Origin of the sequence: Mucilaginibacter sp. JRF, from assembly GCF_015223065.1 — a bacterium.
In the GTDB taxonomy this organism is placed as follows: Bacteria; Bacteroidota; Bacteroidia; order Sphingobacteriales; family Sphingobacteriaceae; genus Mucilaginibacter.
In genome coordinates this window covers 723,301-735,169 of record NZ_JADFBY010000001.1, presented here as the reverse complement: position 1 = coordinate 735,169, position 11,869 = coordinate 723,301, and the positions used below count along the sequence as shown (strand labels likewise).

The 11,869-nt window shown below is 41.8% G+C and carries 13 protein-coding genes and 1 other RNA gene; 7 read left to right on the top strand and 7 right to left on the bottom strand.

Going from position 1 to position 11,869, the window contains the following annotated elements:
• Positions 1 to 26: 26 nt before the first annotated feature.
• Complete coding sequence (locus tag IM792_RS02995) at positions 27 to 1,016, top strand: chitinase (RefSeq protein WP_194100175.1); 990 nt, start codon at positions 27 to 29, stop codon at positions 1,014 to 1,016.
• Here IM792_RS02995 and IM792_RS02990 read toward each other — a convergent pair.
• The 4 genes from IM792_RS02990 to IM792_RS02975 form a co-directional block, all read right to left on the bottom strand.
• Complete coding sequence (locus tag IM792_RS02990) at positions 1,010 to 1,831, bottom strand: DUF4249 domain-containing protein (RefSeq protein ID WP_194100174.1); 822 nt, start codon at positions 1,829 to 1,831, stop codon at positions 1,010 to 1,012. The genes IM792_RS02995 and IM792_RS02990 overlap by 7 nt on opposite strands.
• Before the next feature lie 4 nt (positions 1,832 to 1,835).
• Positions 1,836 to 4,169: a TonB-dependent receptor gene (locus IM792_RS02985; RefSeq protein ID WP_194100173.1), complete on the bottom strand. Its 2,334-nt coding sequence runs from the start codon at positions 4,167 to 4,169 to the stop codon at positions 1,836 to 1,838.
• Positions 4,170 to 4,324: 155 nt separating this feature from the next.
• Entirely contained in the window at positions 4,325 to 4,681 is a 357-nt protein-coding gene (locus tag IM792_RS02980; protein ID WP_194100172.1) for a VOC family protein, read from the bottom strand.
• A gap of 100 nt (positions 4,682 to 4,781) precedes the next feature.
• Positions 4,782 to 5,354, bottom strand: coding sequence for a TIGR00730 family Rossman fold protein (locus IM792_RS02975; RefSeq protein ID WP_194100171.1), 573 nt, complete (start codon positions 5,352 to 5,354; stop codon positions 4,782 to 4,784).
• 98 nt (positions 5,355 to 5,452) lie between these two features.
• On the opposite strand from IM792_RS02975, the gene IM792_RS02970 reads away from it, so the two are divergent.
• Together IM792_RS02970 and ssrA are read left to right on the top strand one after the other, a co-directional pair.
• Complete coding sequence (locus IM792_RS02970; protein ID WP_194100170.1) at positions 5,453 to 6,652, top strand: pyridoxal phosphate-dependent aminotransferase; 1,200 nt, start codon at positions 5,453 to 5,455, stop codon at positions 6,650 to 6,652.
• 152 nt (positions 6,653 to 6,804) lie between these two features.
• Positions 6,805 to 7,173: a transfer-messenger RNA gene (ssrA, locus tag IM792_RS02965) on the top strand.
• A 655-nt stretch (positions 7,174 to 7,828) separates the two neighbouring features.
• Here ssrA and IM792_RS02960 read toward each other — a convergent pair.
• Positions 7,829 to 8,572, bottom strand: a complete 744-nt coding sequence (locus IM792_RS02960; RefSeq protein ID WP_194100169.1) for a recombinase family protein — start codon at positions 8,570 to 8,572, stop codon at positions 7,829 to 7,831.
• Between the two features lie 149 nt (positions 8,573 to 8,721).
• Here IM792_RS02960 and IM792_RS02955 point away from each other — a divergent pair, with 149 nt between their 5' ends.
• From IM792_RS02955 to IM792_RS02945, 3 genes are all read left to right on the top strand, one after another.
• Positions 8,722 to 8,970, top strand: coding sequence for a hypothetical protein (locus IM792_RS02955; protein ID WP_194100168.1), 249 nt, complete (start codon positions 8,722 to 8,724; stop codon positions 8,968 to 8,970).
• A gap of 457 nt (positions 8,971 to 9,427) precedes the next feature.
• Positions 9,428 to 9,700: a hypothetical protein gene (locus IM792_RS02950; RefSeq protein ID WP_194100167.1), complete on the top strand. Its 273-nt coding sequence runs from the start codon at positions 9,428 to 9,430 to the stop codon at positions 9,698 to 9,700.
• Positions 9,701 to 9,928: 228 nt separating this feature from the next.
• On the top strand, positions 9,929 to 10,528 hold the full coding sequence (locus IM792_RS02945; protein ID WP_194100166.1) for a hypothetical protein: 600 nt from the start codon (positions 9,929 to 9,931) through the stop codon (positions 10,526 to 10,528).
• Between the two features lie 94 nt (positions 10,529 to 10,622).
• Here the strand turns inward: IM792_RS02945 and IM792_RS02940 are convergent, their stop codons facing one another.
• Positions 10,623 to 10,763 (bottom strand): hypothetical protein, encoded by a 141-nt coding sequence (locus IM792_RS02940; protein WP_194100165.1) that lies wholly within the window; start codon positions 10,761 to 10,763, stop codon positions 10,623 to 10,625.
• 132 nt (positions 10,764 to 10,895) lie between these two features.
• On the opposite strand from IM792_RS02940, the gene IM792_RS21375 reads away from it, so the two are divergent.
• Positions 10,896 to 11,021, top strand: coding sequence for a hypothetical protein (locus IM792_RS21375; RefSeq protein WP_255521434.1), 126 nt, complete (start codon positions 10,896 to 10,898; stop codon positions 11,019 to 11,021).
• Positions 11,022 to 11,037: 16 nt separating this feature from the next.
• Here the strand turns inward: IM792_RS21375 and IM792_RS02930 are convergent, their stop codons facing one another.
• Positions 11,038 to 11,820 carry an IS1595 family transposase gene (locus IM792_RS02930; protein WP_194100163.1) on the bottom strand — a complete coding sequence of 261 codons (783 nt, stop codon included), beginning with the start codon at positions 11,818 to 11,820 and terminating at the stop codon, positions 11,038 to 11,040.
• Between the last annotated feature and the right edge of the window lie 49 nt (positions 11,821 to 11,869).

The following is an 11,869-nucleotide window of genomic DNA, read 5'->3' as shown; positions in this document are numbered from 1 at the left end:
ATTTAACCTGCTGATAAAGGCCGACAATGACACCAAAAACATCATATAAACCCTATATACTGATACCCATCCTGTTTATAGCATTTGGATTTAGCTGCGGCAACCGCACTGCGAAATCTGAGAATGAGCATATCAATTCGACTCCTGCCGCTATCATATCCGAGCAACAGTTTAACACATTGTTCCCTAATCGGGATAAATTCTATACTTACAAGGCATTTATACAGGCCATAAATGAAATGGCCGGCGTTAAAATAAAAATAACCAAGCGGGCATACCAGGCACTGCAAATGGTACGCACTGATAAAAAAACAGGTAAAAGCACTGTTGTAAGGCAGGATGAAGGTTTTAATGAAGATTGGGCGCGCTCAAAGCCGGATAGTGTTTACTACATTGATTACGGCCAGTTTTGCCACGAAACGGACGCGAACATAAACAAGCGCGAACTGGCCGCCTTTTTTGCGCACATAGCCCACGAAACCCGGCACGGTGTTAACGGTAAATTTGATGATGGCCTGATGCTAAAAACCGAAGCTGATACCAGTCAGCCATATGTGGTAGCTAACGATGAATACCCACCAGTTGCGGGTAAAAAGTACTATGGCCGCGGACCTTTACAGTTGAGCTATAATGGCAATTACGGTTATGCCTCGCATTGCATATTCGGCAATAAGGAAACTTTGTTAAACAAACCTGAGTTGATAGAGCAGAATGCCGTTTTAGCCTTTAAAACAGCCATCTATTTTTGGATGACACCACAATCATCAAAACCATCGGCACATGATGCCATAACCGGCAAATGGCAGCCCACAGCCGCCGAAAAAGCCAAAGGCCGGGTACCGGGGTTTGGCAGCACCATAAACATTATTAACGGTGCTGTAGAATGCGGCAAAGGTGATGACTTGCAAAATATGCAGGATCGTATCGGTTTTTACCAACACTTTTTAAAGCAACTGGGCGCTACCGATAATAACTGCGCATGCTCATGCGGAAAAATGCAGGCTTATGCTTACTGACCGGTTTCGCGTATAGTAATTGTTTTTCTGCGTGATACATACGCGCTGAAATAGCCTAACGCGTTGTTATTAACATTAGTTGGCGGATTGCCAGGGGTAACACCTCCCCCGGGACCATTCTGACTTTGATCGGCAATGGTTACCCAGTATTTATACATCGGTTCGTCAATACTTTGCATCTCAATTTCTACCGCATCGCCATCAACTATCTCTTTATTATCATCGTCACTGCTATAAAACAGCTCATCTTTAACATCATTACCATTGGTAAGCCTGTCGTTATTGGCATATACACGGCGGGTTTGTATGCCGTTAACCCACATTACAAATCGGTATTGATTAACAAATTCGGCCGGGTCTTTATAATGCACGGCCACTATCTTTCTGTCCTCACCACCAAAAGTAACTTCAGTAACGCTTAACGAGTCGAGCTCAACCGGGCGCGGCATGGTTGATTTAGCCGTGTAATCCTTCCCGTCAACCTTTACCAGCATATTATAGGTCACTGTGGGTTCGCCTTTGAACGAGCTAATGTATACACCGGGTAATCGTTCAACATAATTATGCTCAAAACCACGGCTATCGGTAACTACTACCTGCGCTCCGCTAACCGGCGGGTAAGTATTATCCTCGGTGTATGCTACCGAGCGCGAGAGTTTGATGGTTTGCATATCGGCATTATCAACAACGGTGCCCTCTATAACCAGTTGACTGGCCGAATCTTTTATATCTACATCGATCACCTTCTCGCACGAGGTAAGGCCAATGGCTGATAATATCAATGCTCCTAAAAAATGTATATATGTTGTTTTCATGGTATTAAAAGCTAAAATTCCAGGTTACTGATGGTATTATGCCGAATAACGATATCTGTACGGCTTCGGTACGGTTCGGGTCGTTTTGCTTATCGCGGAACTGGATAGCGTACGGATTTTTACGGTTAAGCGCGTTATACAAACTAAACGACCAGCTTGAACGGAAACGCTTGGTTTCCTTAGCCTTTAGCGTAGCGCTCAAATCGAGCCTTTCGGTATGCGGCATACGGTTAGCATTGCGCTGGGTATAGTAATAGGTTGTTAAGCCACCGACATTGTATTTACCTGCCGGATACGTAACCGCGTTACCCGTACTGTAAATGTAATTTGCCGATACGGACCAGCGTTTACTCAGGTTATAGATACCTACCAATGCCAGATCGTGCGTGCGATCCTGACGGGCCGGGAAATAGTTTCCGTTATTCAGTTCAGAGAATTTACGCTCGGTTTTTGATAGTGTGTAGCTTATCCAGCCGGTAAGCCTGCCTTTTGTTTTCTTGGTATAAAACTCTAAACCGTAAGCCCTGCCGCTACCATACAACAACTCCGATTCTACATTAGCATTGGCTATCAGTTGCGCGCCGTTTTTATACTCTATCTGGTTTTGCAGCCATTTGTAATACGTTTCAACCGAGAATTCAAAGGTGTTATCCTTAGCGTTCTTAAAGTAACCGATGGCCACCTGGTCGGCAATTTCGGGCTGAATGTTGTTGCTGCTCATCACATACTGATCGGTTGGCGAGCTGGTGCTTGCATTGGTGAGTATGTGTATATTTTGCGTATTACGATTATAAGCCGCTTTTAAGGAGTTCTCCTCGTTTAGACTGTAGCTGAGCGACAAACGGGGTTCAAGGTTAAAATAAGTTTTCACGAACTCGCCGCTGCCATATTTATAGGCTGATGATACCTCGCCATCAGCATCATAAGTATTAAAAGTACCGGGGCCTAATAACGAAAAGCTGCTTAACCTTAAACCGTACAACAGGTTGAATTTATCGGTCAGTTTCCACTCGTCGGATACGTAAGCCGCCATTTCTAACCCGTAACGGTTCTCGATAGAGAGCGGGTTAAAGCTGGAGTTACCATTAGTGGTGATCTCTGACGGTGCAATGCGGTGATGCGTTCCCTGAAAACCAAAACGGATGGTATGCTTATCGCTAAAATATTGTAGATCCTCCTTCAGGTTAAAATCACGTATCAGCGAGGTTACGTTGGCATTGTTATCATCATCCAACAAACTAATGCTGTAATTATATTTATTGAAGATAAAGCTGGTGTTTGAGAACAACCGGCTATTGAACACATGGTTCAAACGTATGGTGGCCGTGGTATTACCCCATTGATTAGCGAACAGATCTTTTATACCGATGTTATCGCGCCCAAAATAGCCGGATACGTACAGGGTATTCTTATCATCAAACCTGTAGTTCGCTTTGGCATTGATGTCGTAAAAGTTGAGGGTATTGCCTTTTACCGATGAATCGGGTGATGCCTGTAACAGTAAGTCGATATAGGTCCGGCGTGCACTGATCATAAATGAGCCACGATCTTTAACTATCGGCCCCTCGGCTTTTACACGCGAGGCTATTAAACCGATACCGCCCTCCATACCGAATTGCTTGTTATTACCATCCTGCATCACCACATCCAACACAGATGACAACCTGCCACCATATTGCGCGGGCATACCTCCTTTGTACAGGCTTACATCCTTAATAGCATCGGCATTAAAGGTGCTGAAGAAACCCAGCAGGTGCGATGAGTTGTATACCGTAGCCTCGTCAAGCAATATCAAATTCTGATCGGCAGCGCCACCACGAACAAAGAAACCCGTGGTACCCTCCCCGCCTGATTTTACTCCCGGCAGTAACTGGATGGTTTTGAGCACATCCTTCTCGCCAAATATTACGGGGATGTTATCCAGATCCTTCATATTCAGTTTATCCAAACCCATTTGCGGGCTGCGCACATTCTCATTCTTGCGGTCGGCAGCGCTGATCACTACCTCGGCAAGTTCGGCACCGCTATTAAGGTTGATGTTCAGCTTGGTATCGGCAGTAAGGTTAACCGTTTGCGTAACCTGCTGATAGCCGGTATACGTTATGGTAAACGTATAATTACCCGCGGCGTTGGTTAGCGAATAAAAACCGTAAGTGTTGGTAGCTGTTGCTGATTGCCCTGTTGCATTTTGTATGCGTACGGTGGCGCCTATCAATGTTTCGCCGGTTTGGGCATCGCGCACGGTGCCGCTAACGGTAAAGCGCTTTTGCGCCGAAGCGGATAGCACAGATAGCAGGCAAAAAAGGATTGTGAATTGGTAAATGTGTCGTTTTAACATGAACGGCAGTAAGGTAAGTTGATGTATTTTGCAGTATATAACGCAAGTATGCGCAGTTTTTTGATACCACGGTCAACTTTTTGTTACAAAACTTTTTCAATTAACTTACCGGCAGGTTTATTTAACCTTCACCTTACCATACCCTAACGTTATAATTACAGGGGTTGCCAAAGCTCTATTTTGTTCCCTTCGGGATCATATATCCAGGCGAATTTGCCGTATTCATCGTCCTGTTTATTTTCGTCGATACGTACACCTTTTTCTGCTAATTGAGCTAATAAAGCATCCATATCGCTCACCCTAAAATTGATCATGAATTGTTGCGACGGACTGCCAAAGTAAGTAGTATCCTGCTTAAAGGGCATAAACACGGTTGACCCGGCCTGCTGCTGCCACACCTCACCACTTTGCAGGGAATTGATGCCTAAATGCTCCTCGTACCATACGCTAAGCGCCGTTGCATCCTTAGCCCTGAAAAAGAATCCGCCGAAACCGGTAACCAGTTTTTCCATCGTTATCAAATTAATTTACAATGCGCTAAAGCTATTGGTTTATCATATTATAAACAAATGTTAAACAACAGGGATACAAGGCGCTAAAAAGCTGGCAATACTATTTCCTGAACCACACTTCCTCTGGCGAAGCATCAAATTTTTCCATGGCCGCCATCAAACCGTCAACATCAGCTGCCGAAAGTATCATTGTACGGTTAGCCGGTTTCAGGAATTTTTGCTCCACCATCAGATCGAGTTGTTTTAGCAACATATCATAAAAACCATTCAGGTTAAGTACCCCTACCGGGCTTTTATGCAAACCCAGTTGCAACCAGGTAAGTGCCTCGAACAATTCATCCAGCGTACCTAAACCACCCGGTAACGCTATAATGCCATCACTTAGCTCAACCATTAATTGCTTGCGCTCGTGCATGGTTTGTACCACATGCAGCTCGGTAAGGCCGGTATGCGCTACCTCTTTATCAGCTAAAAATTTCGGTATAACGCCAACTGCTTTGCCACCTTTGGCTAATACGGCATCGGCAATTAAACCCATCACGCCAACACGACCGCCGCCGAAAATCAGCGTAATATTATGGTCAACAAAGTATTGTGATAGGTTTTCAATAGCTTTTAACAGATCGGTATCGCCATTAAAGTTGGCGCCGCAATACACACAAACAGCCTTCATTTTATAACAAATTTTGATGCGAAGATAGCCAATTATAACACGTGGCTTATTAAACACATTGTTACTTTACCGCGTAACAGATTTTTGTACTTTTGCGGATGCCAAAAATTTCGCAAAAAGGGCTTCGTATGCCCGCCTCTCCTATTCGTAAATTAACGCCCTTTGCTGATAAAGCAAAGCTGGATGGTAAAAAAGTATATCACCTTAACATCGGTCAGCCGGATATTGAAACCCCGGCAGGCATGCTTGAGGCTGTTAAAAATATCGACTTTAATATTTGGGCCTACACGGCATCTGAAGGTACATTGAGCTACCGTAAAAAACTGACCGAATACTATAACAAATTAGGTTACAGCATCGATACGCAAAACCTGATCGTGACCACCGGTGGATCAGAAGCTATAACCATAGCCATGATGACCTGCCTTGACGCGGGCGACGAAGTGATCATTCCCGAGCCGTTTTATGCCAACTACAATGGCTTTGCCAGCCAGGGCGATGTGGTAGTGAAGCCCATATTATCATATATTGAGAATGATTTTGCCCTGCCGCCTATCAGCGAATTTGAGAAGCTGATAACTGATAAAACCAAGGCTATCATTATTTGTAACCCTAACAACCCTACCGGTTACTTATACACACGTGAGGAATTGGAGGCATTGAAAACGCTTTGTCTTAAGTACGACCTTTATTTGTTATGCGATGAGGCTTACCGTGAGTTTTGCTATGATGGCCGCGAGTTTATTTCGCCTATGCATCTTGAAGGTTTGGAGAATAACGTGATCGTACTGGATACTGTGAGCAAGCGTTACAGTGCCTGCGGTGCCCGTTTAGGCTGCCTGATCACCAAGAACAAAGAGGTATGGACCACAGCCCTGAAATTCGCACAAGCCCGCCTGAGCCCCGGCATGGTTGAACAGATTGCCGGTGAGGCCGCTGTTGATACCCCGAATAGCTATTTTGAAATGGTTAACGCTGAATACAGATCGCGTCGTGATACATTGGTGACTGCATTAAATAATATGGAAGGCGTCTATTGTCCTACTCCGGGCGGTGCGTTTTACATTGTTGCCCGCCTGCCAATAGATAATGCCGACAAGTTTTGCCAATGGCTGCTTGAAAGCTTTGAGTACAACAACCAAACCGTTATGCTTGCCCCCGCCACCGGCTTTTACAGCACCCCAGGCACCGGACTTAACGAAGTACGTTTAGCCTACGTGCTAAACAATGATGACCTGAAAGAGGCCATGGTTTGCTTGGAAGAAGCCCTGAAGGTTTACCCTGGCAGAACTAATTAAGTCACTTTGCGGTTGGCAGTATGCAGTTAAGCACTAAAACAATATTTGCAAACTGAATACTGCCAACTGCAAACTTTAATAACCTGCGGCACAAATAATGTGTATATTTGCAGGCTACAGCTGCATAATGCAATTTGCAACTTCAGTAAAATGGGGTCGACCGGAATTGACAGGATGGAGATAAGTAGGTAAGCATGCAGCGCGTTGTGTGAATTAGCGCTTTAATCTGAACGCTCAAACTTATAAATGGCGAAAATAACTACGCCTTAGCTGCCTAATTTAGAATTAGCATAGCTTTTGTCCCGCCGGTTTTCCGTTCTGTTGAATCGGCAATCGGGGCATCGAAAAACGGAACTGGCCAGCTTAGGGTGTGATAAGCAGGCGAGATAAAGCACCTACGGAAGACGGTACAGGTAAGCAACTGACCTTCCCCTTCCCGACAATTTAACAGAAGCTAAGCATGTAGAAAGCTTACCTTATACCATGTTTGGACGAGGGTTCGAATCCCTCCGGCTCCACCCGCGGGGATTTTCGCAAGAAAATCCCCTTTTTTTTCATAAATCAACAATCCTTTTTCTCTCATCTTCAAGTGGTTATGTGATAAAAATTCGATCATTGTAGGGGTTCGATAGACCCCTTTTTCATAGTACAAGTTGCTATCGAACCCCTGCTCTAAGAATTGCCTTTTTTGAAGTGTATCAGCCCGCATAAAAACGGATCTTAGATCTTTTAGTAAGTGCAGATGCTTAGTCAATATCTTAAATGCAGGTGAATGATCTTTATCCAGTTTTTGTATTTCCATTTTAAGGGAAATGATCTGGTTATCATAATTTCCCGACCATCTGTCATAGGTATCCCTTGAGATTTGGTCATGAATCCATTTCTCCTCAAGTGCTAACTTTTTATCCTGCAATTCATTTAGCTGCGTGTTTTTTTCCGATAGAAGCCTTTTGTTACCAGCGAGTTCATTGGTTATTAGTGTTTCAGCAGTTGCCTTAATAGTTTCTACTTGTCGTCCTGTTAGACTGATCAAATCGCAAATTTTCAAAAACTGTTCACGCGCAAAGTTGGCATTGATCGTATTATGTCCTGATATCTTACATTTATAGTAATAATAGTACCCTCCATGACGACCACGTGAAGCAGCCCCTGTTAATGGTAGACCACAATGGCATCTTAATATACCCTAAAGGGAATATTATCATTGATGATCGTTTTGGTACGCGTATTTTTCTTCATTTTGTTCTGAACAAATCGCCAGGTCACTGCATCTATGATGGGTTCATGTATGGCCGGAAACAAACCGCCAGGATGATCTTTGAATGCTTTCGCGTAAACCATACCGGCATAAGCCGGATTTTGCAACACCTTTTCTATCGCGGTATTCCCTTTTCGGTTGAACCCCATCGTGACAGCTTGCTCTTTGATCTTATAAAGCGGGACATTTCGTAAAAATGCTTCATAGACATACCGTATAACTAAAGCATCATCCCCTACAACTTCGAGTGTTCGCTTTTTACCTTCTCCAACTTTCCTGTAACCGAAAGGTGCCAGGTTACTTAGAAAGCGGCCTTCTTTCGCTCGAGAAGTATAGTTCCCTCCTCTTATCTTAATACTTCTGTTGATATTATCTTCCTCAGCCAAAAGCAATTGCAAACCTGCGCGAAAAAAGCTACCAGGTGTATCATAATCAAAGGTTATACCCTCGGTCACACTAACTATCTGAATGCTATACTTTCTCTGAAGCTGTTTCACCATGTTCATTGCTTCACCAGCGTCGCGACTGAACCGATCCATCTGATCTACAAGCAAATAATCAACGGTTTTGTAATGTTTCGCGATAAATTCCTGTAGTTTAATAAAATCAGGACGATCGAATGTTTTAGCGCTTTGGCCCCTATCGATAAAAGTATCGACCAACAATACTTTATGGTAATTATATACAAAGCTAACCACCGCGGTTAGCTTTTTTTGTGTTTAATATTCTCTGTTATTATATTTTCAAGCAGTACTTTAATAACTCAAAATATGCCTGTGTGTGAGTAAAAAGTTATGTCTATTTTTAAGACATGGATATTAAAAACATAGAAGATAATCTGAATAATTATGAGGCAGACCCGGACAAGGTCTTAAATCAGATATTAAATAATGTGGTGACGAATCAAGCTATATTGCGTGCGATTTTGGATACACAAATATTGCTCGTAAAAAAGATAGATCCTGAAATTGATGAAGATGAATTAGCAAATTCAATACGCGATAGAATGCTTACTTATTCAGCCGAGATTCAGGCTTTAATAGCGACGAAACTTCAATAATTTTAGGCTTGTGTATAAATAAATGAGAGTCTTTAATGGTTTCTTCCCAAGCAAGTTGTTGTTTGGATTTATTGTTACCAGTAGCCACATCAACAATGCTTTTAGCACGCTGGTTAACATCTATGGTTAGTTTTGTCTTTGACACAACACAAATTTATAGTAAAAAATAGCCTAAGTCCAAAATATTTTATTTCCAAACTGATACAATGGCCTATTTTGTTATGCCAAACTTATGCTGTAATTTTACTTTCGGCAACACTTAATGAATTTGATTAAATAACAATACTGTACTTCTTTCTTTTATTGCTGCTCGAATTACGACCTCAGCACCACGCAATATAAATGATAAAGTACGCCGTCATGGCGTAGCTGTGTCTTTATGCGTGGAGGGCGTCGTAACCCTGAGTAGCTGAAGAATTTGCAGTTACGCCATATTCTTTTACTCTAATTACGACACATGAAAAAACTATTCCTTATTACGATAGCTATGGCTTTTTTAGTCAGCTGTCACACTACGAAATTTACGATGGGTATGCAGGTGAATGAAGTTACCCGGCTTAACCCGAACGCCGATTTGGTAGCTGCACAAGCAGGCGGTAATTACATACACAGATGTAACACGCATAACAACCGGATCAACAAAAGCATGTTCTATTATTTCGTGAATAATGAGCTTACACAGGTTGACGAAGGACAACGTGCACCTGATATCATCATTCAAAATAAATAAGGCATGATGTACAATATTTGGTTAGCAATAGTTACATGTTGTGTTGCCATTGCTTTTTTTTCAGGTATATACATGATATGTAGTTCGCCATACGCAGTATACTTTGTACCTGCCAGTATGGTGTTATCATTTCATTGGTATTATATAACTCGTAAAAAAGAAGAAGAACTTAAAGAAGAAAGAAGATCTAATAACGCTTCAGAGCAGTAAAATTAATCTATCCTAATAATGAAACAAAGAATTCATCTTGAACTGATAAAGTTAATGGCAATTAATGGTGTTGGATCTAATTTTGATGTGGTTCCTTTCATAGCTAAAAATTTTGTTTTCGAATATAACGTTGCTAATAAATCAATACATTCTGGAAGAATAATGTTTTTTATTGATGATTTAGTTAACAGAGGTTTTATTGAAAATGATGATGGAAAAGATTATGGCGCATGGCGAAATGATGAAGTAAATGGAAAAATGATAATTTCATTTAGTAATGAGAAGTTGTTTTATAGGCTAACATCAAAGGGTTTAGATTATTTAGATGAAAGCGAAGCTTCTAAAATCTCAAAACTGGCAAATTATTCAATTATTGTTAGTTTGATAATAACACTAATATTTTCCATTTTCACTGGTGTTACAAGTTATCTTACTTTTGAAATATCAAACAAAACATACGCAATTGCCCAATCAAATTATTTATCTGATTCAGTTAATAGCATTAAGACCGAAAAGCGATTAGACACGCTACTACGAGAGCTACCGATCCTGCGGAAAACACTAACGTCAGCCATAAACAAAGGAACATCGCCCAAACAGGCATATCCAACTCAATAGAGATTTTATTAATGTATCTTGCTATCCACATGATTTTAAACATAAAAAGCCACTATCCTTTCGGTAGTGGCTTACGTTAATATAATTCTGTTATTTACTTACTTGGAGTAGGCTGAGGCCTGACTTTTAACATTCGGTCAATAGCATCATCAAATGCTTTGTCGCCGCTTGTTTGTTTAACCGGGGGTTGCTGCACCTGAGTAGGTGAAACTACTTTCTTTTTTGTTTTTTTCATAATGTGATGCTTTATGAATGTGTTGCCAATACGAAGTTACGGCAATATATCTTATCATGCAACCAAGTCTTTATACTTCAAACGACATTCCATATTTGCGATAACACAATCTATTTGCTGTTGTGACCCTAAATGCCTGTAGTTGTATCTGAATGCAAACTCCTGAACATACTTGTTAAGGTGCTTACGGCTTACCTGATGGTGCGTAGCGATGATCGTAAGTTTAAAGTGCTTCCACCCGCACTCCATGGCATTTGAGGTATAACCATTATCATTAACATATTGCCCTCTCCCGTGATCTACAACCTCGTGCTGGTAGGCATTTAAGACCTGTGTAAGCCGACCATTCATCGGACACAATGGTGCTGCCAGGTTTCACTACATTGCGTACAATGGGCTGTATAGTGCCTGTTTTAGTATTGGCAACGGTAAAGCATTTTAATCGCGCATGCTTATCAATTATTTTTTCTATAACTGTTCGGCCAGCTATCACTTTATGCTCACGCTTGATGTAGTGGCGCTGCTCTGTTTGCATTAAACCAAGTACGGGTGTTTTGTCTTTAAAGCTACGTCCTTGACTTTGTTTAACCTTTTTATCGTGGTGCCTGTTTTTGTTTTTCCCACCTACAAAAGTTTCGTCTGTTGCTATGGTGCCCTCCAGTTGTTCGGGTGCTTCATTACTGCAAGTTTCACGTATGCGTTGCAAGATAAACCACGCTGTTTTTTGCGTGGTGCCAATATCTTTAGACAGTTGTATGCTGCTAACTCCTTTCTTGTGCAGGACAAGGTACAGAGCAACAAACCATTTCATTGTAGATATTTTACTGGCTTCCATAAATGTACCTGTTTTAGCCGTGTACAAGCGTTTACAACACTTGCACTTATATCTTATGCCATCTGCGAATACATAAGCCTGTGTGCCATTGCAGCCATTGTGAGGGCAGTACATTACGCCATCACTCCAACGGCGAGAAGCTAAGTATTGATGACACGATTTTTCATTTGGAAACCGGGTAACTACATCAATGATAGTTTTAAATTCAGTAGCGGCTAACATGGTAGACAGTGTTAAAAGGTTAAACTAATCTACTCAATATTTAGGTTTT

Excerpts from the sequence above, each read along its gene's own strand:
- IM792_RS02945 (WP_194100166.1), top strand. The coding sequence starts at position 9,929 with ATGAAACAAAGAATTCATCTTGAACTGATAAAGTTAATGGCAATTAAT.
- IM792_RS02940 (WP_194100165.1), bottom strand. The coding sequence starts at position 10,763 with ATGAAAAAAACAAAAAAGAAAGTAGTTTCACCTACTCAGGTGCAGCAA.
- IM792_RS02930 (WP_194100163.1), bottom strand. The coding sequence starts at position 11,820 with ATGTTAGCCGCTACTGAATTTAAAACTATCATTGATGTAGTTACCCGG.
- IM792_RS02980 (WP_194100172.1), bottom strand. The coding sequence starts at position 4,681 with ATGGAAAAACTGGTTACCGGTTTCGGCGGATTCTTTTTCAGGGCTAAG.
- IM792_RS21375 (WP_255521434.1), top strand. The coding sequence starts at position 10,896 with ATGCCTGTAGTTGTATCTGAATGCAAACTCCTGAACATACTTGTTAAG.
- IM792_RS02955 (WP_194100168.1), top strand. The coding sequence starts at position 8,722 with ATGGATATTAAAAACATAGAAGATAATCTGAATAATTATGAGGCAGAC.
- IM792_RS02985 (WP_194100173.1), bottom strand. The coding sequence starts at position 4,169 with ATGTTAAAACGACACATTTACCAATTCACAATCCTTTTTTGCCTGCTA.
- IM792_RS02970 (WP_194100170.1), top strand. The coding sequence starts at position 5,453 with ATGCCAAAAATTTCGCAAAAAGGGCTTCGTATGCCCGCCTCTCCTATT.
- IM792_RS02990 (WP_194100174.1), bottom strand. The coding sequence starts at position 1,831 with ATGAAAACAACATATATACATTTTTTAGGAGCATTGATATTATCAGCC.
- IM792_RS02975 (WP_194100171.1), bottom strand. The coding sequence starts at position 5,354 with ATGAAGGCTGTTTGTGTGTATTGCGGCGCCAACTTTAATGGCGATACC.
- IM792_RS02995 (WP_194100175.1), top strand. The coding sequence starts at position 27 with ATGACACCAAAAACATCATATAAACCCTATATACTGATACCCATCCTG.
- IM792_RS02950 (WP_194100167.1), top strand. The coding sequence starts at position 9,428 with ATGAAAAAACTATTCCTTATTACGATAGCTATGGCTTTTTTAGTCAGC.